This window comes from Kitasatospora sp. NPDC004745 (assembly GCF_042873275.1).
Classification (GTDB): Bacteria; Actinomycetota; Actinomycetes; order Streptomycetales; family Streptomycetaceae; genus Kitasatospora.
Genome location: NZ_JBIALK010000023.1, coordinates 106,377 through 127,355, shown reverse-complemented (window position 1 = coordinate 127,355; position 20,979 = coordinate 106,377). Strand labels below are relative to the sequence as shown.

16 protein-coding genes are annotated in these 20,979 nt (G+C 75.3%); 9 read left to right on the top strand and 7 right to left on the bottom strand.

Features of this window, described 5'->3' with window-relative positions:
* Positions 1 to 19: 19 nt before the first annotated feature.
* The 5 genes from ACFYUY_RS30380 to ACFYUY_RS30360 all read left to right on the top strand — a co-directional run bounded on the left by ACFYUY_RS30380 (position 20) and on the right by ACFYUY_RS30360 (position 7,542).
* Positions 20 to 751, top strand: coding sequence for an SDR family oxidoreductase (locus ACFYUY_RS30380; protein WP_360210297.1), 732 nt, complete (start codon positions 20 to 22; stop codon positions 749 to 751).
* 267 nt (positions 752 to 1,018) lie between these two features.
* Positions 1,019 to 2,722 carry an acyclic terpene utilization AtuA family protein gene (locus tag ACFYUY_RS30375; protein WP_387905431.1) on the top strand — a complete coding sequence of 568 codons (1,704 nt, stop codon included), beginning with the start codon at positions 1,019 to 1,021 and terminating at the stop codon, positions 2,720 to 2,722.
* A complete protein-coding gene (locus ACFYUY_RS30370) occupies positions 2,719 to 4,317 on the top strand; it encodes an acyl-CoA carboxylase subunit beta (RefSeq protein WP_387905372.1) in 1,599 nt (532 codons plus the stop codon). The genes ACFYUY_RS30375 and ACFYUY_RS30370 overlap by 4 nt, the downstream gene beginning before the upstream one ends.
* Before the next feature lie 14 nt (positions 4,318 to 4,331).
* Positions 4,332 to 6,278 carry an acetyl/propionyl/methylcrotonyl-CoA carboxylase subunit alpha gene (locus ACFYUY_RS30365; RefSeq protein ID WP_387905369.1) on the top strand — a complete coding sequence of 649 codons (1,947 nt, stop codon included), beginning with the start codon at positions 4,332 to 4,334 and terminating at the stop codon, positions 6,276 to 6,278.
* A 91-nt stretch (positions 6,279 to 6,369) separates the two neighbouring features.
* Positions 6,370 to 7,542 (top strand): acyl-CoA dehydrogenase family protein, encoded by a 1,173-nt coding sequence (locus ACFYUY_RS30360; protein WP_360210305.1) that lies wholly within the window; start codon positions 6,370 to 6,372, stop codon positions 7,540 to 7,542.
* Between the two features lie 105 nt (positions 7,543 to 7,647).
* On the opposite strand, the gene ACFYUY_RS30355 is transcribed toward ACFYUY_RS30360, so the two are convergent.
* Positions 7,648 to 8,409, bottom strand: coding sequence for a hypothetical protein (locus tag ACFYUY_RS30355; RefSeq protein WP_387905366.1), 762 nt, complete (start codon positions 8,407 to 8,409; stop codon positions 7,648 to 7,650).
* A gap of 234 nt (positions 8,410 to 8,643) precedes the next feature.
* On the opposite strand from ACFYUY_RS30355, the gene ACFYUY_RS30350 reads away from it, so the two are divergent.
* The 3 genes from ACFYUY_RS30350 (at position 8,644) to ACFYUY_RS30340 (ending at position 13,688) form a co-directional block, all read left to right on the top strand.
* On the top strand, positions 8,644 to 10,305 hold the full coding sequence (locus ACFYUY_RS30350) for an AMP-binding protein (protein WP_387905363.1): 1,662 nt from the start codon (positions 8,644 to 8,646) through the stop codon (positions 10,303 to 10,305).
* A gap of 149 nt (positions 10,306 to 10,454) precedes the next feature.
* Positions 10,455 to 11,075, top strand: a complete 621-nt coding sequence (locus ACFYUY_RS30345) for a TetR/AcrR family transcriptional regulator (RefSeq protein ID WP_360210311.1) — start codon at positions 10,455 to 10,457, stop codon at positions 11,073 to 11,075.
* A gap of 147 nt (positions 11,076 to 11,222) precedes the next feature.
* Complete coding sequence (locus ACFYUY_RS30340) at positions 11,223 to 13,688, top strand: SpoIIE family protein phosphatase (RefSeq protein ID WP_360210313.1); 2,466 nt, start codon at positions 11,223 to 11,225, stop codon at positions 13,686 to 13,688.
* A gap of 85 nt (positions 13,689 to 13,773) precedes the next feature.
* Here ACFYUY_RS30340 and ACFYUY_RS30335 read toward each other — a convergent pair whose 3' ends face one another.
* The 6 genes from ACFYUY_RS30335 to ACFYUY_RS30310 all read right to left on the bottom strand — a co-directional run bounded on the left by ACFYUY_RS30335 (position 13,774) and on the right by ACFYUY_RS30310 (position 19,552).
* Positions 13,774 to 15,381, bottom strand: a complete 1,608-nt coding sequence (locus ACFYUY_RS30335; protein WP_387905359.1) for an MFS transporter — start codon at positions 15,379 to 15,381, stop codon at positions 13,774 to 13,776.
* A complete protein-coding gene (locus ACFYUY_RS30330) occupies positions 15,378 to 16,016 on the bottom strand; it encodes a TetR/AcrR family transcriptional regulator (protein ID WP_387905356.1) in 639 nt (212 codons plus the stop codon). The genes ACFYUY_RS30335 and ACFYUY_RS30330 overlap by 4 nt, the downstream gene beginning before the upstream one ends.
* A gap of 150 nt (positions 16,017 to 16,166) precedes the next feature.
* The gene (locus ACFYUY_RS30325; protein WP_360210319.1) at positions 16,167 to 16,559 is read right to left on the bottom strand and encodes a cell division protein SepF; all 393 of its coding nucleotides are present in this window, start codon (positions 16,557 to 16,559) and stop codon (positions 16,167 to 16,169) included.
* A gap of 271 nt (positions 16,560 to 16,830) precedes the next feature.
* On the bottom strand, positions 16,831 to 17,346 hold the full coding sequence (locus tag ACFYUY_RS30320; protein WP_360210321.1) for a DinB family protein: 516 nt from the start codon (positions 17,344 to 17,346) through the stop codon (positions 16,831 to 16,833).
* Between the two features lie 70 nt (positions 17,347 to 17,416).
* Positions 17,417 to 18,136, bottom strand: a complete 720-nt coding sequence (locus tag ACFYUY_RS30315; protein WP_387905353.1) for a TVP38/TMEM64 family protein — start codon at positions 18,134 to 18,136, stop codon at positions 17,417 to 17,419.
* A 129-nt stretch (positions 18,137 to 18,265) separates the two neighbouring features.
* Complete coding sequence (locus ACFYUY_RS30310; protein ID WP_387905350.1) at positions 18,266 to 19,552, bottom strand: MFS transporter; 1,287 nt, start codon at positions 19,550 to 19,552, stop codon at positions 18,266 to 18,268.
* A gap of 186 nt (positions 19,553 to 19,738) precedes the next feature.
* Between ACFYUY_RS30310 and ACFYUY_RS30305 the strand changes: the two genes are divergently transcribed.
* On the top strand, positions 19,739 to 20,932 hold the full coding sequence (locus ACFYUY_RS30305; RefSeq protein WP_387905347.1) for an ROK family transcriptional regulator: 1,194 nt from the start codon (positions 19,739 to 19,741) through the stop codon (positions 20,930 to 20,932).
* The last annotated feature ends 47 nt before the right edge of the window (positions 20,933 to 20,979 follow it).

Genomic DNA, 20,979 nt, shown 5'->3' with positions numbered 1-20,979 from the left:
CGGGAGCAGCATGGTCTCCATGAGCGAACGAACGATCGCGCTGGTCACCGGCGCGAACAAGGGGATCGGCTACGAGATCGCCGCGGGCCTGGGCGCCCTCGGCTGGAGCGTCGGCGTCGGCGCCCGCGACGATCGGCGCCGCGAGGCCGCGGTGGAGGGGCTGCGCGCGGCCGGCGTCGACGCGTTCGGCGTGCCGCTGGACGTCACCGACGACGTGAGCGCGACCGCCGCCGCACGGCTGATCGAGGATCGGGCCGGGCGCCTCGACGTGCTCGTCAACAACGCCGCCATCGCGGGCGGCATGCCGCAGGAGCCGACCCGGGTCGACCTCGCCACCGTCCGTACGGTCGTGGAGACCAACGTGATCGGCGTCATCCGCGTCACCAACGCGATGATGCCGCTGCTGCGCCGCTCCGCCTCGCCGCGGATCGTGAACATGTCCAGCAGCGTCGGCTCCCTCACCCGGCAGTCGGGGCCGGACGCCGAGCGGACGGCGGGCCCGGTGGCCGCGGCGTACTCGCCGTCGAAGACGTTCCTGAACGCCGTCACCCTCCAGTACGCCCGGGAGTTGAGCGGCACGAACGTCCTGATCAACGCCGGCTGCCCCGGCTACGTCGCGACCGACCTCAACGGTTTCCGCGGCGTGCGCACCCCCGCGCAGGGCGCGGCCATCGCCATCACCCTCGCGACCCTGCCCGACGACGGCCCGACCGGCCGGTTCTTCGACGACGCCGGCGTCGTGCCCTGGTGACGTGTACGGCGGTCCCCACCCGCGCGGCCGCCGGGGTCGGTTCGCCCGGCCCGCGGCGGTCGCGCGGAGGGTGGGAGGAGGCGGCGGAAAACAAGCAGGCATGATTGCTTTTTTCTCAGGCCGGTGCCACGCTGCTGCCCGACGGCGCTCGTGCGGGAGCGCCGCCAACCCACCGGCAGGGGAGGCGCTTTGGCGCGCGCACGCTCGGTACTGCGGATCGGCAACGCCTCGGGCTTCTACGGGGACCGCTTCGACGCGGTGCGCGAGATGCTCACCGGCGGGCCGCTGGACGTGCTCACCGGGGACTACCTCGCCGAGCTGACCATGCTGATCCTCGCCAGGGACCGCATGAAGGACCCCTCGCTCGGGTACGCCCGGACGTTCCTGCGCCAGATGGAGGAGTGCCTCGGGCTGGCGCGCGAGCGCGGTGTGAAGATCGTGGTGAACGCGGGCGGACTCCAACCTGCCGGGCTCGCGCGTGAGTTGCGGAAACTGGTGCAGCGCCAGGGCATCGCGGCGACGGTCGCCCACGTCGAGGGGGACGACCTGCTCCCGCAGCGGAGCGAACTCGGCCTCCCCGAAGGCCTGCTGGCGGCCAACGCCTACCTCGGCGCCTTCGGCATCGCGGCCTGCCTGGAGGCGGGCGCGGACGTGGTGGTCACCGGGCGGGTCACCGACGCCGCGCTGGTCGCGGGCCCGGCGATCGCCCACTTCGGCTGGACGGCGGACGACCTGGACGCCCTCGCCGGAGCGGTGGTGGCCGGTCACGTCCTGGAGTGCGGCGCCCAGGCGACCGGCGGGAACTACGCCTTCTTCCGCGAGCACGACGTCACCCACCCCGGCTTCCCGATCGCCGAGCTGCACGCCGACGGCTCCAGCGTGATCACCAAGCACCCGGGCACCGGTGGCGCCGTCACCGCCGGCACGGTGACGGCCCAACTCCTGTACGAGACCGGCGGGGTGCGCTATCCGGGCCCGGACGTCACCGCCCGCCTGGACTCGGTGCGGCTCACCGAGGAGGGCCCGGACCGGGTGCGGATCGACGGGGTGCGCGGCGAGGCGCCACCGGCCACGCTCAAGGTGGGACTCAACCGGCTCGGCGGGCACCGCAACGAGGTGGTGTTCGTCCTCACCGGTCTGGACGTCGAGGCCAAGGCCGACCTGGTGCGGCGGCAGTTCGCCGCCGCGCTGGCGCCGGCCGCCCGGCCCGCCGAACTGCGCTGGACCCTCGCCCGCACCGACCACCCGGACGCCCCGACCGAGGAGGCGGCCTCCGCGCTGCTGCGGCTGACCGCCCGCGATCCGGACCCGGCCCGGGTGGGGCGCCAACTGGGCAAGGCCGCCGTGGAGTTGGGCCTGGCCGGCTACCCGGGGTTCCATCTGACCGCCCCGCCCGGGCCGGGCGCCCCGTACGGGGTGTTCACCGCCGCGTTCGTGGACGCCAAGGCCGTCGGGCACACCGCGGTGCTGCCGGACGGCCGCCGGGTCGCCGTCCCGCCCGCGCCCGTGACGGCCCGGCCGGCGCTCCCGGAGCCGGGGACGGTGGCCGGGCCGGAAGCGGGCGCGGAGGCGCGGACGGAGGCGCGGACGGAAGCGGAGCAGGAGCCGGCGGCGCTCCCGCAGCCCCTCCCGGCGGGCCCGGTCCGCCGCGCCCCGCTCGGCCTGGTGCTCGGCGCCCGCAGCGGCGACAAGGGCGGTGACGCCAACCTGGGCGTCTGGGCCCGCTCCGAGGACGGCTGGCGCTGGCTCGCGCACACCCTGACCGTCGAGCTGCTCCGCGAACTTCTGCCCGAGACGTCGGAGTTGCCGGTGACCCGGCACCTGTTGCCGAACCTGCGCGCGGTCAACTTCACCCTCACCGGGCTCCTCGGCGAGGGCGTCGCCGCCCAGCACCGCTTCGACCCGCAGGCCAAGGCCCTCGGGGAGTGGCTGCGCTCCCGCCACCTCGACATCCCGGAGGTCCTGCTGTGACCGTGCTGCCCACCCGCGTCGACCCGGCCGGGCCCGAGTACGCCGAGCACCGCGCCGCGATGCTCGACAAGCTGGCCGGCCTGGACGCCGAGCACGCCAAGGCGCTGGCCGGTGGCGGGCCGAAGTACGTGGACCGCCACCGCGCCCGCGGCAAGCTGTTGCCGCGCGAGCGGATCGAGCTGCTGGTCGACCCGGACTCGCCGTTCCTGGAGCTCTCCCCGCTGGCCGCCTGGGGCAGCGAGTACCCGGTGGGCGCGGCGCTGGTCACCGGGATCGGGGTGGTCGAGGGCGTGGAGTGCGTGATCACCGCCAACGACCCCACGGTGCGCGGCGGCGCCAGCAACCCGTGGACGCTGCGCAAGGCGCTGCGCGCCAACGAGATCGCGCTCGCCAACCGCCTTCCGCTGGTGAACCTGGTCGAGTCGGGCGGCGCCGACCTGCCCAGCCAGAAGGAGATCTTCATCCCGGGCGGCGCGCTGTTCCGCGACCTGACCCGGCTCTCCGCCGCCGGAGTGCCCACCGTGGCCGTGGTGTTCGGCAACTCGACGGCCGGCGGGGCGTACGTCCCGGGCATGTCCGACCACACCGTGCTGGTGCGGGAGCGGGCGAAGGTGTTCCTCGGTGGCCCGCCGCTGGTGAAGATGGCCACCGGTGAGGAGGCCGACGACGAGTCGCTCGGCGGAGCGGAGATGCACGCCCGCACCTCGGGCCTGGCCGACCACTTCGCGGTGGACGAGGCGGACGCGCTGCGGCTGGCCCGCCGGATCGTCGCCCGGCTGGACCACCGCAAGCCCGGCCCGGCACCGGACCGCCTCGCCGAGCCGCCGAAGTACGACGAGGAGGAGCTGCTGGGCATCGTCCCGGGCGACCTCAAGGTGCCCTTCGACCCGCGCGAGGTGATCGCGCGGATCGTGGACGGCTCCGACTTCGACGAGTTCAAGCCGCTCTACGGCACCAGCCTGGCCACCGGCTGGGCCAGGCTGCACGGCTACCCCGTCGGGGTGCTGGCCAACGCCCAGGGCGTGCTGTTCAGCGCGGAGTCGCAGAAGGCCGCCCAGTTCATCCAGTTGGCGAACCAGCGGAACGTCCCGCTGCTGTTCCTGCACAACACCACCGGCTACATGGTCGGCAAGGACTACGAGCAGGGCGGCATCATCAAGCACGGCGCGATGATGATCAACGCGGTGTCCAACTCACGGGTCCCGCACCTGTCGGTGCTGATCGGCGCCTCCTACGGGGCCGGCCACTACGGCATGTGCGGCCGGGCCTACGAGCCGCGCTTCCTGTTCGCCTGGCCGAGCGCCAAGTCCGCGGTGATGGGCCCGCAACAGCTCGCCGGGGTGCTGTCGATCGTCGCCCGGCAGTCGGCCGCCGCCAAGGGGCAGCCGTACGACGAGGACGCCGACGCGGCGGTCCGCGCGATGGTCGAGCAGCAGATCGAGGCCGAGTCGCTGCCGGCCTTCCTGTCCGGGCGGCTCTACGACGACGGCGTGATCGACCCGCGGGACACCCGCACCGTGCTGGGCCTGTGCCTGTCCGCGATCCACAACGCGCCGGTCGAGGGCGCGCGTGGCTACGGCGTCTTCCGGATGTGAGGGGACGAGACGACATGATCACCAACCTGCTGGTCGCCAACCGCGGCGAGATCGCCCGACGGGTCTTCCGGACCTGCCGCGCGCTCGGCATCGCGACCACCGCCGTCCACTCCGACCCGGACGCCGACGCCCCGCACGTGCGCGAGGCCGACGCGGCCGTGCGGCTGCCGGGCGCCGCGCCCGCCGACACCTACCTGCGGGCCGACCTGATCGTCCGCGCGGCCCTGGAGGCGGGGGCGGACGCCGTCCACCCCGGGTACGGATTCCTCTCGGAGAACGCGGAGTTCGCGCAGGCGGTGCTGGACGCCGGGCTGGTCTGGGTCGGCCCGCCGCCGGCCGCGATCGCCGTGATGGGATCCAAGACGGCCGCCAAGCGGCTGATGGCCGCGGCCGGCGTGCCCGTCCTGGGCGCCCTGGAGGCGCCGACCGAGGCCGACCTGCCGGTGCTGGTCAAGGCGGCGGCGGGCGGCGGCGGCCGCGGCATGCGGGTGGTGCGCACCCTGGCCGAGCTGCCCGACCAGCTGGCGGCCGCCCGGGCCGAGGCGGCCAAGGCCTTCGGCTCGGACGAGGTGTTCTGCGAGCGCTACCTGCCCACCGGGCGGCACGTCGAGGTCCAGCTGCTGGCCGACGCGCACGGCACGGTCTGGGCGGTCGGCGACCGCGACTGCTCGCTGCAGCGGCGGCACCAGAAGGTGATCGAGGAGGCGCCGGCGCCGGGCCTGCCGGAGGCCGTCCGGGCCGGGCTGCACGCGGCGGCGGTCAGTGCCGCCCGGGCGATCGGCTACACCGGTGCCGGCACCGCCGAGTTCCTGCTCGCCGAGGACGGCCGGTTCCACTTCCTGGAGATGAACACCAGGCTGCAGGTGGAGCACCCCGTCACCGAGGCGGTCAGCGGCCTGGACCTGGTGGCGCTGCAACTCGCCGTCGCGGAGGGGGAGCCGCTGCCCGGTCCGGTCCCGCCGCCGTCCACCGGCTGGGCGATCGAGGCCCGGCTCTACGCCGAGGACCCGGCCAAGGACTGGCAGCCCGCCACCGGCACCCTGCACCGGCTCGAACTCGACGGCCCGCACCAGGAGTTCACCGGCCGTGGGGTCCGGCTGGACTGCGGGGTGGCGGCCGGCCAGGAGATCACCCCGCACTACGACGCGATGCTCGCCAAGGTGATCGCCTGGGCGCCGAACCGGGCGGCCGCGGCCCGCCTGCTGGCCGACGCGCTCGTTCGCGCCCGGATCCACGGCCCGGCCACCAACCGGGAGTTGCTGGTCCGTGCGCTGCGCCACCCGGCCTTCCTGGCGGCCCGGTTGCACACCGGCTTCCTGACCGAGCACGCCGACGACCTCGCCGCCCCCGACGGCGGCGACCCCGCCCGGACCGCCCGCGCCGCCCTGGCCGCGGCGCTCGCCGACGCGGCCGCCCGCCGCCGCACCGGGCCGCACGGCGCGCTGCCCCCGGGCTGGCGCAACCTGCCCTCGCAGCCCCAGCTCAAGCGCTACCGGGCCGAGGACGGCACCGAGCGGGAGGTCCGCTACCGGCTGACCAGGGACGGCCTGCGGGCCGACGGGCACCCGGGGACGGAGCTGGTCGACGCCACGCCCGAGCAGGTCGTCCTGCGCGAGGGGGCCGTCCGGCGCGGCTACCGCGTCGCCCGCCACGGCGACCGGGTCTTCGTCGACGGCCCGGACGGCGCCACCGCACTGACCGCCCTGCCCCGCTTCCCCGACCCGGCCGCCCGGACCGACCCGGGCGCCCTGCTCGCCCCGATGCCGGGCACCGTCGTGCGCACCGCGGCCGCCGTCGGCGACACCGTCACCGCCGGCCAGCCGCTGCTTTTTTTGGAGGCGATGAAGATGGAGCACCGCGTCACCGCCCCCGCCGACGGCGTCCTCGTCGAACTCCGCGCCACCCCCGGCCAGCAGGTCGAACTCGGCACCCTGCTGGCCGTCGTGCAGACCCCCGCCTGACCGGCGGACCGCGGGCCGCGGCACGACCGGAGCGCGGCCCGCACCCGCCGGACCACAGCCTGAGCACCGCCCGAGCCAGGAAGGACCCCGCATGTCCACCATCGGCAGTCAGCTCATCGAGACCCCCGAACGCCGGGCGCTGCGCCAGGCCGTCGCCGATCTCGGCGGCCGCTATGGCTCCGCCTACTACCTCGCCAAGGCCAGGGCGGGCGAACCCGCCGAGGAGCTGTGGGCCGACGCCGCCAAGGCCGGCTACCTCGGGGTGAACCTGCCCGCCGAGTATGGCGGCGGGGGCGGCGGCATCACCGATCTGGCCATCGTGCTGGAGGAGTTGGGCACGGCCGGCTGCCCGCTGCTGCTGCTCATCGTCTCCCCGGCGATCTGCGGCACGGTGATCGCCCGGTACGGCACCGAGGAGCAGAAGCGGCAGTGGCTGCCGGGCCTGTCCGACGGCAGCCGCCGGATGGCCTTCGGCATCACCGAGCCGGACGCCGGCTCCAACGCGCACCGGATCTCCACCGTCGCCCGCCGGGACGGCGAGGACTGGCTGCTGACCGGCCGCAAGGTCTTCGTCTCCGGCATCGACCACTGCGACGCGGTGCTGTTCGTGGCCCGGACGGAGGACGCCCGCACCGGCCGGCTCAAGCCCTGCCTGTTCGTCGTCCCGCGCGACACCCCCGGCTTCGAGTACCGGGCGATCCCGATGGAACTCGTCGCGCCCGAGAAGCAGTTCCAGGTCTTCCTGGACGACGTCCGGCTGCCCGCCGACGCGCTGGTCGGGGACGAGAACGCCGGCCTGCTCCAGCTCTTCGCGGGCCTCAACCCCGAACGCGTGCTGACCGCGGCCTTCTCGCTCGGCCTGGCCCGGCAGGCCCTGCGCAAGGCCGTCGAGTACGCGCGGACCCGCACCGTCTGGTCCACCCCGATCGGCGCCCACCAGGGCCTGGCCCACCCGCTGGCCCAGTGCGCGGTGGAGATCGAGCTGGCCCGGCTGATGACCCAGAAGGCCGGCCTGCTCTACGACGCGGGCGAGGACGTGGCGGCCGGGGAGGCCGCCAACATGGCCAAGTACGCGGCCGGCGAGGCGGCCGCCCGGACGGTCGACCAGGCGGTGCAGACCCTCGGCGGCAACGGTCTGACCCAGGAGTACGGGCTGGGGGCGCTGCTGACGGCCACCCGGGTGGGCCGGGTCGCTCCGGTCAGCCGGGAGATGGTGCTCAACTACGTGGCCCAGCACACCCTCGGCCTGCCGAAGTCCTACTGAGGCAGACCCGCACCGCGGGCGGCGGGCGGCCACGGGAACACCGCCCACCGCCCACCGCCCGCCGGAGCCGGCGACGGCCCCGGCCGGCGGCCGTCGGCGGGCAGGTCAGGACTCGGCGTCGCGTCCGGTGCGGCGTCGCAGCGCGCGGACGCCGAGGCCGACCGCGCCGGCGATCACGGCCGCCCCGCCGAGCACCTGGGCGCTGTTGGCATCGGACGCGCCGCCGCCACCGGTGCCGACCCCGCCGACCGGGCCGGTGGGCGAGGCGCTCGGCGGGCCGCCGGGGGAGGCGCTCGGCGAGGAGCCGGGGGAGGAGCCGGGCGACGGCGAGGCGCTCGGGGAGGGGCTGGTGCTCTGGCCGACCGGCGACGGCGAGGAGGACGGCGACGGCGAGGAGGACGGCGACGGGGAGGGCGACGGAGACGGTGACGGTGAGGCCGAGGGCGAGCTGCTGGCGCAGGACACGTCGAAGACCTTCTGCTTCGCGTTGCCGTTCTCGCCGACGAAGGTCCACTCGAGCTTGTAGTGCCCGTCCGGCAGGCTGTAGTTCGGCGTCGCGCCGGCTCCGGTGGTCAGCAGGATCGACCCGGACAGCACCAGGGCGTTGCCGGTCGGCGGCTGTTGCGAGATGGTCCAGGACACCAGCTGCACGGTGTCGAAGTTGAAGGCGTCCAGGTAGAACCGGCAGACCTTGGGCTCGTCGCGGGTGTCGTTCACCGGCGTGGTGTCGTTGTGGATCTTCACGTCGCCGTTGTCACCGGGAGCGGCCAGCGCGACGGGCGCGCCGCCCAGGGTGAGGGCGGCGGCCGCCGCGGTGGCGGCGAGCAGCCGGCGGGCCGACCGCAGGCGAGGGGAGGTGGGACTCACGGTGGGGGCTCCAGGTGCCGGGGCCGCGTCCGGGGGCGGGCGGCCGTGGTGCAACACCGTCGGCCCGGGCGCCCCCGGCGGCAAACGTGCCACGCGCGCTCCGCCCTTCGTTCCTCACAATGGCGCAACGTCCCGTCGCTGTCCGTATGCTCCTGAACGCGCCCCCGGCCGGCCGCCCGTCCGACCCGCAGCCGGCCCTCGATCCTGCGTCAACTACCTTTGTGGAGGCACACCTTGGTCTTCCGTAGCGAGTTCCCCGACGTCCCCGTGGTCGACCTGCCGATCCATGACGCGGTCCTCGGCGACGCGGCGCGGTACGGCGAGCGCCCGGCCCTGGTCGACGGCGTCACCGGCGAGTGCGTGAGCTACGCGCGGCTGGCCGCCGGGGTCGAACGGGTGGCCGCCGGACTGGCGGGCGCGGGGGTGCGCCAGGGAGACGTGGTGGCGCTGTTCAGCCCCAACACGATCGGCTACCCGCTGGCCTTCTACGGCGCCACGCGGGCCGGCGCCACCGTCACCACCGTCTCCTCGCTCGCCACCGCCACCGAGCTGGCGGGCCAGCTCCGCGACAGCGGCGCCCGGTGGCTGATCACCGTCTCCCCGTTCCTGCCGACCGCCCGCAAGGCCGTCGACCTGCTGGCGGGCCCCGGCGGTGCCGGGCCGGAGGTGGTCGTCCTGGACGGCGCCGAGGGCCACCGCTCGCTGGCCGACCTGCTGGCCGCCACCGGCCCCGCCCCCGCCATCACCGTGGACCCGGGCCGGGACGTCGCCGTGCTCCCCTACTCCAGCGGCACCACCGGACTGCCCAAGGGCGTGATGCTCACGCACCGCTCGATCGCCACCAACCTCGCCCAGTGCGACGCGCTCTACCGGCCCGCCGAGGGCGAACGGGTGCTCGCCGTGCTGCCGTTCTTCCACATCTACGGCCTGGCCGCGCTGCTCAACCAGCCGTTGCGCTGCGGCGCCACCGTGGTCGTGCTGCCCCGCTTCGACCTGGAGCAGTTCTGCCGCACCGTCGAGGAGCAGCGGGTGCAGGCCCTGGTGGTCGCCCCGCCGATCGCGCTCGCCCTGGCCAAGCACCCCGCCGTGGACCGCTTCGACCTCTCCTCGGTCGAGTACCTGCTGTGCGCGGCCGCCCCGCTGGACCCGGACCTCGCCGAGGCGTGCGCCCGCCGGCTCGGCCTGCCGCACCTGCTCCAGGGCTACGGGATGACGGAGCTCTCCCCGGTCACCCACGTGGTCTCCCCGCACGACCCGGCGCCGGCGCCGGGTTCGGTGGGCCGGATGGTCCCCTCCACCGAGCTGCGCGTCGCCGCCCTGGACGGCTCCGACCCGGACCTCGGGCCCGGCGCGCAGGGCGAGCTGCTGATCCGCGGCCCGCAGGTGATGCGGGGCTACTTCGGCCGCCCCTCCGACACCGCGGCCGTGATCGACGCCGAGGGCTGGCTGCACACCGGCGACGTCGGCTACGTCGACGAGCGCGGTTACCTGTTCATCGTCGACCGGGTGAAGGAGCTGATCAAGTACAAGGGCTACCAGGTCGCCCCCGCCGAGCTGGAGGCGGTGCTGCTCGGACACCCGCAGATCGCCGACGCCGCCGTCATCGGCGTCCGGGACGCCGACGGCACGGAGTGTCCCAAGGCCTTCGTGGTCCGCGCCCCCGGCGGGGTGCTGAGCGCCGAGGAGGTCGGCGCCTACGTGGCCGAACGGGTGGCCCCGTACAAGAAGGTCCGCGCGGTGGAGTTCGTCGAGGCCGTCCCCAAGTCCCCGGCCGGCAAGATCCTGCGCCGCGAACTGCGCGACCGGGAGGCCGCCCGCGCGGCCGGCGCCGTCGTGGCACCCCGCACGGGCGGCCCCGACGGCGCCCGCCCGGCGGCACCCGAGGCCGCGCACTGACCCCGCCGGAGGAGGACGGCGCCCCCGGAAGCGGCGGGCGGGCCCCCGTCTGTGAAGATCGACCCGCGGGCCGCGCCGGGCCCGCCGAGCGGCCCGGCGCTCCCGGCCGGCCCGCCGCGCCCCCACCGGAACAGGAACCGCCACCCGCCATGACCAGCCACCCCGCCGCCCGCACCCCCCAGCAGGACCGCAGCCGCGCCACCCGGGCCCGGCTGCTCGCGGCCGCCGTGGACTGCCTGGCCGAGCTGGGCTGGCACGGCTCCACCGTCGGGGTGGTGGCCGAGCGGGCCGGTGTCTCCCGGGGCGCCGCCCAGCACCACTTCCCGACCCGCGAGGACCTGTTCACCGCGGCCGTCGAGCACGTCACCGCCGAGCGGCTGGCGGCCGTCCGCGCCCACGCGGACGAGCTGCCGGCCGCCGGCCCCGACCGGACCCGGGCGGTCGTCGACATGATCGTGCGCCTCTACACCGGCCCGCTGTTCCGTGCCGCCCTCCACCTGTGGACGGCCGCGGCCACCGAGGAGGCGCTGCGCGAGCGGATCATCGCGCTGGAGGGACACGTCGGCCGGGAGGCCCACCGGGCCGCCGTCGAGTTCCTGGACGCCGACGAGAAGCGCCCCGGCGTGCGCGAATCCGTGCAGGCCACCCTGGACCTCGCCCGCGGGCTGGGCCTGGCCAACCTGCTCACCGACGACAGCGGCCGACGATCCGGAGTGATCCGGCAGTGGGCGGGCGTTCTGGAGAGTACGCTGCGGCCGGTACGCCCATGACGCCCGTACGACCGGAGCGGCCGGACGAGCCCTGACCAAGGGGTCGCCGGGCGGCCGATGTCCGTGCAGTCTGGAGAAGAACCCCGGCCGGCACGGACCGCGAGGCCGCCCGGCCGGGCACGAGCCGAACCGGGGTGCTGCCTGATCATGCACGGACACGAGTGGGACGCGACCGCCGCCGCCGGCCCCGCACCCGGCGGTGCCCCCGTACGCCCCGACGGCCACCGACTCGTGCCGCTCGCGACGGCCCTGCTGCAGGGCGACGGTCTGATCCTGCACTGGAGCGAGGACGCCGAGGAGCTCCTCGGCTACACCGCGGAGGAGGCCGTCGGCAGCTACGCCGCCCAGCTGCTCACGGACGGCGGGGACCGCCCCGAGGTGCTCGCCCTGTTCGAACGCATCATGGGGGGCACCGGCTGGTCCGGCGTGTTCCCGGTCCGTCACCGGGACGGCCACAAGGTCGACCTGGAGTTCCGCACCTACCCGATCGCCGGCCCCGGCGGCACCCTGCTGCTGCTCGCGACCGCCTCCGACTCGCGGGCCCTGCACGCCATCGAGGCAGACCTCGCCGTCCTCGACGGCATCTTCGGCCGCTCACCGATCGGCATGGCCGTCTACGACACCGACCTGCGCTACGTGCGGATCAACGAGGCGCTGGCCCGGATGAACGGCGTCCCGGCCGCCGCCCACCTCGGCCGCCGGATATCCGCGGTGCTGCCCGGCATCAACACCGCCGAGATCGAGCAGACGATGCGACAGGTGCTGAAGACCGGAAGGCCCGTGGTCGACGCCCGTTCGCACGGCCGCGTCCCCGGCGACCCGAGACGGGACCACGCCTGGTCGGCCTCCTACTTCCGGCTGGAGGACTCCACCGGCCGGGTCTTCGGCGTCTGCTCCTCGATCATCGACGTCACCGAACGCTTCCAGGCGGAGGCCCGGGCCGCCCGGGCCCAGGAGCGCCTGGCCACCATCGCCGAGGCGACCGCCCGGATCGGCACCACCCTCGACCTCCAGCGCACCGCCGAGGAGCTGATCGAGGCCGTCGTCCCCCGGTTCGCCGACTTCGCGACCGTAGACCTGCTGGAGCCGGTGCTGCGCGGGGCCGAGCCCAGCGCCATCCCCGCCGACCGCACGATCACCCTGCGCGCCGTCGCGGTCGGCGAGTCCTACGAGTCGGGCCTCGTGCACGCCGTCGACGTCGTCGGGGAGACCTCCGAGTACGCCCCCGACCGCAGCTACACCCAGTGCCTGCGCAGCGGCCGCCCGCTGGTGCGCGCCAAGGTGACCGAGGAGGTGCTGCGCGGGCTGGTCTCCAGCGAGGACCGGGTGGCCCCCGGCATGGCGGCCGGCATCCACTCGTACCTGATGGTGCCGCTGACCGCCCGGGGCATGGTGCTGGGCGGCTCGGAGTTCATCCGGATGCGCAATTCCGAGCCGTTCAGCGACGCGGACGTCGCACTGGCCGAGGAGCTGGTCGCCCGCACCGCCCTGGCGATCGACAACGCCCGGCTGTACCGGCGCGAGCGGGAGACGGCGCTGACCCTGCAGCGCAGCCTGCTGCCGCAGGAGATCCACCGCACCCTCGGTCTGGAGATCGCCTACCGCTACCTGCCGAGCAGCGTGGTCAGCGAGGTCGGCGGCGACTGGTTCGACGTCGTCCCGCTGTCCTGCGGCCGGGTGGCGCTGGTGGTCGGGGACGTGATGGGCCACGGCATCCGGGCGGCCGCCACGATGGGCCAGCTGCGCACCGTCGCCCGGACGCTGGCCACCCTCGACATGCCCCCGGAGCAGGTCCTCACCCGACTGGACGAGACCGCCTCGGGGATCGGCGAGGGCCAGTTCGCCACCTGCATCTGCGCGGTCTACGACCCGTTGGACCGCACCGTGCAGGTCGCCTCGGCCGGCCACCTGCCGCCGGTGTGGGTCGGCCCGGACGGCACCGCCCGGCGGGTCGAGGTCCCGCCCGGCGTGCCGCTGGGCGTCGGTGGGGTGGCCTTCGAGTCCACCGAGTTCACCCTCCCCGAGGGCGGCATGGTGACCCTCTACACCGACGGCCTGGTCGAGCGGCGGGGCCAGGACCTCGACGACGGCATCGACCTGCTGGCCCGCACCCTCGCCGGGCCAGGCCGGACGCTGGAGGAGAGCGCCGACGCCGTCCTCGCCGCGCTGGTCACCGACGGCACCGACGACGACATCGCGATGATCATGGCCAGGGTGCTGCCGCTGCCCGCCGACCGGATCGCGACCCTCCCGCTCACCGGCGGCGGCCGGCTGCCCGGCAAGGCCCGCCGCTTCACCCGCGCCACCCTGGACGCCTGGGGCCTGTCCGCGCTCTCCGACTACGCCGAACTGCTGGTCAGCGAACTGGTGACGAACGCCCTGCTGCACGCCGGGGCGCCGCGCCGGCTCCGGCTGTTCCGCGACCGCGTGCTCACCGTGGAGGTCTCCGACGCGGGCGGGCAGACCCCGCAGCTGCGCCCGTTCGCCGAGCAGGACGAGGGCGGGCGCGGGATGTTCCTGGTCAGCGAGCTGGCCCAGCGCTGGGGCAGCCGGCTGACCCGGGACGGCAAGGTGGTCTGGGCGGAGCTGGAGCTGCCCTTCGGGACGGTGTAGCCGCCCGTCCCCGAGCCCCGGGAACGACGTTCCCCCGCACCTCCGCGCCGGCGGCGCGGGGGAACGGGGGAACGGTCCGGCCCGATCAGGCGTCCAGCTTCTCCGCTGTCGGGGCGGCTGCCGGAGCTGCCGCCGGAGCGGGGACCGGGACGGGATCGGCCGCCGGCTGGGCGGGCAGGCGCCGCAGCAGCCGCCAGGCCATCACCGCCGCGCCGGTCAGCAGCGCGGCCGCCAGCAGGCCGGCGCTGTTCATGCCGTGCACGAAGGACTCCCGGGCGCTCGCCAGCAGCGGCTCCGCGACAGCCGGCGGCAGGCCCTGCGCGGTCTCGACCGCCGAGCCCAGCGACTCGCCGGCCCGCGCCGCGAGCGCCGGGTCCGTCCCGGCCGGCACGGTCAGCCCGCTCGCGTAGATCGAGCCGACCACCGAGCCGACCAGCGCGATGCCGAGCGCGGTGCCCAGCTCGTACGCGGTCTCCGAGACCGCCGAGGCGGCGCCGGCCTTGTCGGCGGGCGCGGCGTTCAGCACCAGGTCGGCACCGAGCGTGTAGACGACCCCCTCGGCCGTGCCGACCAGTAGGAAGGAGGCGGCCAGCAGCAGGTAGGTGGTGTCCTGCTGGATCCAGCCGAGCGCGCCGACGCCGAGGCCCATCGCGAGCAGGCAGGAGGTCAGCGCCGAGCGGGCGCCGAAGCGCCGGGCCAGCCGGGCGGTCAGCAGTCCGCCGACCACCGAGCCGACGAAGGCCGGCAGCTCGGCCAGGCCCGCCCGCAGCGGTTCGTAGCCGCGGACCAGCTGGAGGTACTGCGAGGTCACGAAGACCACGCCGGAGAGCCCGATCAGGGAGATCAGCGAGGCCAGCGCGGCGGCGGTGAACCGCCGGTCGCGGAAGAGCCGGACGTCCAGCAGCGGGGTCTCCAGCCGCAGCTGACGGCGGACGAACAGGGTCAGCGCGGCGGCGCCGAGCAGGAAGGTGAGGGGGACGTCCCAGCGGGCCACCCCGTGCGCGGCGGCCTCCTTGACGGCGTAGACGACGCCGATCACGCCGGCCATCGACAGCACGACGCTCAGCACGTCCCAGCGGCCCGGCTTCGGGTCCCTGGACTCCGGCAGCAGCCAGGCGCCGGTGACCAGCAGCAGGACCAGGATCGGGATGTTCAGCAGGAACACCGAGCCCCACCAGAAGTGCTCCAGCAGCACCCCGCCGACCACCGGCCCGAGCGCGGCGCCCGCGGTGGCGGCCGCGCCCCAGATGCCGATCGCGGTGGCCCGCTCCCGGTGGTCCGGGAAGAGGCTGCGGATCAGCGACAGGGTGGACGGCATGATCGTCGCCCCGGCCACGCCGAGCAGCGCGCGGGCCAGGATCAGCCAGCCGGAGGTGGGCGCGTAGGCGGCCAGCAGCGAGGCGGCGCCGAAGGCGGCGGAGCCGGTCAGCAGCAGCCGCTTGCGGCCTGTCCGGTCGCTCAGCGCGCCCATGCTGACCAGCAGGCCGGCCAGCACGAAGGAGTAGGCGTCGCCGATCCAGAGGAGCTGGGTGCCGCTGGGGCGCAGCGTCTCGCTGATGGAGGGGAGGGCGAGGGAGAGGACGGTCGCGTCGACCGCGACCACGGTGACGGCCAGGACGAGGACGGCGAGGCCGGTCCAGCGCTGGCGGGGAGTGCTCTGCAGGGTGGTGCCGGTGTGGACGGTGCTGCTCATGGCGTATCGGTGTCCGGTTTCCGGTCCGGGGCGGGGTGGTGCGAAGGGGGGGTGGGCGCAGGGGGCAGGGGTGCCGGGGGCGCGGGGGCGTCGGAGCGGCGCAGCGCACCGCCGAGGAACAGCTCGGCGAGCGAGAAGGCGGCGTCGCGCGGGGCGAGGCGGCCGTCCTGGATGGACCAGCCGATCCCCGCGACGAGGTCGAAGAAGGCCTCGCTCAGCCAGGCGGCGCTCAGCTCGATGCGGAACACGCCCTGCTGCTGGCCGCGCAGGAAGAGCGCGTGCAGCCGGGCGATCTGGACCTCCCAGAGGTCGTTGATGCTGTCGTCGTCGTAGAGCTGGTTCTCGCCGGCCAGGAAGGCGCAGAGCGAGGCGTCCGGGACGGCGGCGTCCACCAGGCGGCGCAGCGCCGCCGCGCTGTCGCCGTCCTCGACGGCCGCGGTGTCCAGCGCGGCGGCGAAGCGGCGCAGGCCGAGCAGGCCGATCTCGCGGATCAGGGCCTCGCGGCCGGGGAAGAGCCGGTGCAGGGTGGCCCGGCTGATGCCGGCGGCGCGCGCGATCTCGTCCAGGTGGGCGGTGGGGCGTCGGGAGAGCACGCCGACGGCGGCTTCCAGGACGGTGTCACGATCGGTGGCCATGAGTCGAGTGTAGGTCATCTGAGACGTGGATGTCTCATACTTAAGGTCTGCGTCTCGAATGCCGCATGCGCCGGCGGCGTCCGGACGCGAAAAAACCGGGGACGGCGGGTGCCGTCCCCGGTCGGGGTCCTACGGGGCCGTGCGGCCCGGTCAGCTCTGGTTGTAGAACCCGGTCTCGTCGAGCGGGCGGTCGATCACCATGACCTCGACCTCGGCCGGGGTGAGCAGGAAGACCCGGCGGGCGATCCGCTCGATGCCGCCCTGGGTGCCGAAGACCAGTCCGGAGGCGAAGTCCACCATCCGCTTGGCCTCGGCCTCGTCCATCTCGGTGAGGTCCATGACCACCGGGATGCTCGCCCGGATGTGCTCACCGACCGTCCGCGCCGCCTCGAAACCGGTCGGCCGCAGGGAGACGATCTTCGCGGGGGCGGGGACGGACGAGACCGTCTCCTGCTCGACCCACTCGTCCTCGTACACCGCGGCCGGGTAGTGTCCCGAGGGCATCAGCCACCCGTTGTGGTGCTCGTCGCGAAGTGCTCCCATGCCGCGCCTCCCTGCCTCGTCCCGTCCTGGTCCCCCGGGGGTGGGTGCCCATTTTTGACACGTCATCCACTCGTCGGAACTGTCCGAGTATCGCACTGTTCACCGGTCCCGTGCCCGCTCGCGACCCCCGTACGAGTCGTGCCGCGCCGGAAACCCGGGCGAACCCGGGCAACATCAGCGACGCGGCCGGGCGCCGTACGGTTGCGCGCGTAGACCATATCGGTCGCGGTCACCGCCCAGTTGACTTTCTGTCAACAATGCGGAAACGATTTCACTCGCCGGTGGCGCCGTCCACCAGTTCGCGCAGCAGATCGGCGTGACCGTTGTGCCGGGCGTACTCCTCGATCATGTGGACGAGGATCCACCGGAGCGTCACCTCCTGCCCGTGGCGCGGCCGCTTGCCCACGGTGTCCAGCGACAGGCCGGCGCTCACCCGGCGGGCCGCGGCCACCTCGGCGCGCCAGACGGCGAAGTCGGCCGCCACGTCCGCGGTGTCGACGTGGTCGAAGTCGCCGTCCGGGTCGGCCTCCGTCCAGTAGTGGCCGGTGGTGAACTCCTCGCCGGACAGCACGCCCTGGAACCAGTGGCGCTCCACCTCGGCCATGTGCCGGACGAGGCCGAGCAGCGAGAGCGTGGACGGCGGGACGGAGCGCAGCCGCAGCTGGTCGTCGCTCAGGCCCTCGCACTTCAGGGCGAGGGTGCTGCGGTGGTAGTCGAGCCAGGCGGTGAGCATGGCGGTCTCGTCGGCGGCCATCGGCGGGTCTATCCGCGGGGAGAGTTCGGTCATGCGGGCCATCCTGGCGCCCCGCGCGGACGGGGGCGAGCGAATTCCCGGGCGGGCGTCGGGGCGGCGGGCGTCAGGCCGCCCGGGACCGGCGGCGGGCGGCGGCGGCCCGCCAGAGCCCGACCGCGCTGCCCAGCACCAGCAGGGCGATCACGCCCGCCGACACCAGGAAGGCCGCGGAGCCGGGTTCGCCCGCGCTGGCGGCGGCCGTCACGTACACCGCGGTGGTCGGCACCACGCCGATCGCGGTGGCCGACAGGAACGGCAGGAAGCGGACGCCGGAGAAGGCCGCGCCGTAGTTGGCCGCCTGGAACGGCATGCCCGGCAGCAGCCGCAGCACCAGCACGCTGCGGAAGCCCTGCTCGGTGAAGCGCCGGTCGAGCGGTCCGAGCACCCGCCCGCGCAGGTACGGCCGCAGCGCGTCCCGCCCGAGACCGCGGCCGAGCGCGAAGGCCATCGCGGCCCCCAGCGTGGTGCCGAGCACCGCGAGCGGCACGCCCTGCTGGATGCCGAGCAGCAGCCCGGCGGCGGCGTTCAGTGCGGGCCGGGGGACGAAGGCGAGGGTGCCCACCGCGTAGACGGTGGCGAACAGCGGCGCGAACCAGTACCCGGGCATCCGGTCGGCGAGCCCGCCGTCGAGCAGTGCCGTCGGGCTCCAGAGCAGCAGCGAACCGGCCGCGGCGGCCAGCAGCGCCACCAGCAGCGCGAACCGCCACCACGGCGAACGGGCGGCGGCGGCCGGGGGGAGTTCCTCGGCCGCGGTGGCGGGCGGGTCTGTCACGGGAGCTGGCACCGGCCGAGCCTAACCCGTGGGCGGGGCCGCCCGGCCGCCCGCCCGCCTGGTCCGGTGGAGGCGGAACCGTGCCGTCCGGCCGCGCGGTGGTCGGCGGTGACTCGGGGAGGGGCTCCCCGAGTCACCGGCTCACCGGACGGTGAGGTTCCCGCCGGTGGTGCTCTCCTCCGGCGCCGGGTCGGTGGCCGTCGTGGCGGGACGGCTCCGGTCGGCCGGTGCGTGCGCGCTGCCCGGGCCGTCGGCGTGCTGTTCGGCCCGGCGCAGGGCGCCGGCGCTCAGCAGCAGGGCGAGGGCGAGGGCGGTGACCAGGCCGAAGGAGACGGTCAGCGAGGTGGCCTGGGCGAGGGCGCCGATGACGGCCGGGGCGATCAGGCCCGAGGTGTAGGTGACGGTCGCGACGCCCGCGATGGCCTGGCTGGGGTTGCTGCCGATCCGCCCGGCCGCCGCGAAGGCCAGCGGCACGGTGACCGCGATGCCGACGCCGAGCAGCGCGAAGCCCGGGATGGCCAGCGCGGGGCGGTCGGCGGCCACCACCAGCAGGCCGCCGGCGGTGGCGACGGCGCCGCCGAGCCGGGTGGTGCGGACGGCGCCGAGGCGGCGGATCACCGCGTCCCCGGCGAGCCGGCTGACGGCCATGGTGAGCGAGAAGGCGGTGTACGAGGCGGCCGCGAGGGTGGCCGAGGCGCCGGTGACGTCCCGCAGGTAGACACCGCTCCAGTCCATCGAGGCGCCCTCGGCGAAGACGGCGCAGAAGCCGACCAGTCCGATCACCAGCGAGCTGCGCGGGGGCAGGGCGAAGCGCGGCGGCGCCTCCGCCCCCGCGGCGGCGCGCAGGTCCGGCAGGCCCCGGCAGACCGGCTGGGCCAGGGCGAGCAGGGCGAGCGCGGTGACGGCCAGCTGGAGCCGGGCGTCGAGCGCCAGGTGGGCGGCGAGGATGCCGAAGGCGGAGGCCAGCAGGCCGCCCGCGCTCCACATCCCGTGCAGTCCGGACATGATCGAGCGGCCGAGCCGCTGCTCGATCTCCACGCCCTGGGCGTTCATGGCGACGTCGGCCATCCCGGCGGTGGCGCCGTAGAGCAGCAGGGCGGCGCAGAGCACCGGCAGCGAGGGGGCGAGGGCGGGCAGGGCGAGGGCCAGGCACCAGAGCGAGAGCAGGCCGCGGACCGCCGCCCGCCCGCCGTGGCGGTGGGTGATCCGGCCGGCCAGCGGCATCGCGAGGGAGGAGCCGATGGCGGGCATCACCAGGGCCAGGCCGAGCTGGCCGGGGGAGAGGTCCAGGCGGTCCTGGATCCACGGGATGCGGGTGACGAAGCTGCCGCTGACGGCGCCGTGCACGGCGAAGACCAGGGCGATGCTCGCCCTGGCCCGGCGCCGGGCGGCCGGCTGTTCCAGTGGTGGCGTGGCGGTGCTGCTCATCCGACGGTCCCTCCCGGGTCGCGCACTGCGGCGCGACGTCGCCCTGTGGGTGGTCTACGGGCCGGCCGTGCGGGCCGCGCGGCGGCGGAGCCGTTCGGTGGACGGCGCGACCGGCTGGTGGTTCGTCCCTCCGGTAAATTATCAGGAAGGGACCCTGATAGAAACACTCTGGAAGGATGAGCTGCCATGACCACCGCGCGTACGGCCACGCCGAGCACCGCCCGGGCGATCAACGACCGGCTGGCGCTCAACCTGCTCCTCGAACAGGGCCCCCTCACCGCGACCGAGCTGCGCGACCTCACCGGCCTCTCCCGGCCGACCGTCGCCGACCTGCTCGACCGCCTCCAGCGGACCGGCCTGGTGGCCGTCGTCGGCGAACGCGGCGAACAGCGCCGGGGCCCCAACGCGCGGCTCTACGCCCTCGTCGCCTCCCGCGCCCACATCGCCGCCTTCGACGTGCGCGCCGGCGGCGTCACCCTGGTCGTCGCCGACCTCGCCGGACGCACCCTCGCCACCGCCGAGGTCCCCGTCGAGGACGACGCGGCGCCCGGCACCGCCGAGCGGCTCGTCCGCACCCTGCGCGAGACCGCGCGCGGCGCCGGGGTCGAGCAGCTGCACACCGTCGCCGTCGGCGCCCCCGGACTCGTCGACCCCGCCACCGGGCGGCTGCAGAGCACCGGCAAGCTCCCCGCCTGGCACGCCGAACTCCTCGCCGAACTGAGACGGCTGCCCGACACCGAGGTGATCCTGGAGAACGAGGTCAACCTCGCCGGCCGGGCCGAGTACCGGATCGGCGCCGCCCGCGACCGCGACACCTTCGTGCTGATGTGGCTCGGCCACAGCGTCGGCGCCGCCGTCATCCTGGACGGGCGGCTGCGCCGCGGCTTCTCCGGCGGCACCGGCGAGATCTGCTTCCTGCCCGTCCCGGGCACCACCGGCCTGCCCAGCGCCGACAGCAGCGAGGGCGGCTACCACGGGCTGGTCGGCAGCGTCGCCGTCTGCGAGCTGGCCCGCGCCCACGGCCTGCCCGCCCCGTCCGACGGGAACGCCCCCGCCGGCGAGGCCGCCGTCCGCGCCGCCCTGGCCGCGCTCGGCCCCGGCGAGCCCGGCGGGCCGTTCCTGGACGCCCTGGCCGAGCGGATCGCCATCGGCGCGGCCAGCGTCTGCGTCGTCCTCGACCCGGGCTGCGTGGTGCTCGGCGGCGAGATCGGCCGGGCCGGCGGCGCCGAGCTGGCCGGCCGGGTCGAACGGCGGCTGGCCGGGCTCTCCCCGCTGCGCACCGAGGTCCGGGCCGGTACGGCGGGCGGCGGGGCGATCCTCGCCGGCGCCGTGCTCACCGCCGGGGACGCCGTCCGCCGGGACCTCTTCGGCGAACCGTAGGGCTCGTCCGACCGAAGACCCCCGCCGCGGCCCTCCGGGGGGGGGCG

What these genes read in the sequence shown, in the direction of transcription:
- ACFYUY_RS30320 (WP_360210321.1), bottom strand. Translation starts at nt 17,346, where the DNA reads ATGACCGAACTCTCCCCGCGGATAGACCCGCCGATGGCCGCCGACGAG.
- ACFYUY_RS30375 (WP_387905431.1), top strand. Translation starts at nt 1,019, where the DNA reads ATGCTCACCGGCGGGCCGCTGGACGTGCTCACCGGGGACTACCTCGCC.
- ACFYUY_RS30305 (WP_387905347.1), top strand. Translation starts at nt 19,739, where the DNA reads ATGACCACCGCGCGTACGGCCACGCCGAGCACCGCCCGGGCGATCAAC.
- ACFYUY_RS30340 (WP_360210313.1), top strand. Translation starts at nt 11,223, where the DNA reads ATGCACGGACACGAGTGGGACGCGACCGCCGCCGCCGGCCCCGCACCC.
- ACFYUY_RS30360 (WP_360210305.1), top strand. Translation starts at nt 6,370, where the DNA reads ATGTCCACCATCGGCAGTCAGCTCATCGAGACCCCCGAACGCCGGGCG.
- ACFYUY_RS30345 (WP_360210311.1), top strand. Translation starts at nt 10,455, where the DNA reads ATGACCAGCCACCCCGCCGCCCGCACCCCCCAGCAGGACCGCAGCCGC.
- ACFYUY_RS30365 (WP_387905369.1), top strand. Translation starts at nt 4,332, where the DNA reads ATGATCACCAACCTGCTGGTCGCCAACCGCGGCGAGATCGCCCGACGG.
- ACFYUY_RS30330 (WP_387905356.1), bottom strand. Translation starts at nt 16,016, where the DNA reads ATGGCCACCGATCGTGACACCGTCCTGGAAGCCGCCGTCGGCGTGCTC.
- ACFYUY_RS30335 (WP_387905359.1), bottom strand. Translation starts at nt 15,381, where the DNA reads ATGAGCAGCACCGTCCACACCGGCACCACCCTGCAGAGCACTCCCCGC.
- ACFYUY_RS30380 (WP_360210297.1), top strand. Translation starts at nt 20, where the DNA reads ATGAGCGAACGAACGATCGCGCTGGTCACCGGCGCGAACAAGGGGATC.
- ACFYUY_RS30325 (WP_360210319.1), bottom strand. Translation starts at nt 16,559, where the DNA reads ATGGGAGCACTTCGCGACGAGCACCACAACGGGTGGCTGATGCCCTCG.
- ACFYUY_RS30310 (WP_387905350.1), bottom strand. Translation starts at nt 19,552, where the DNA reads ATGAGCAGCACCGCCACGCCACCACTGGAACAGCCGGCCGCCCGGCGC.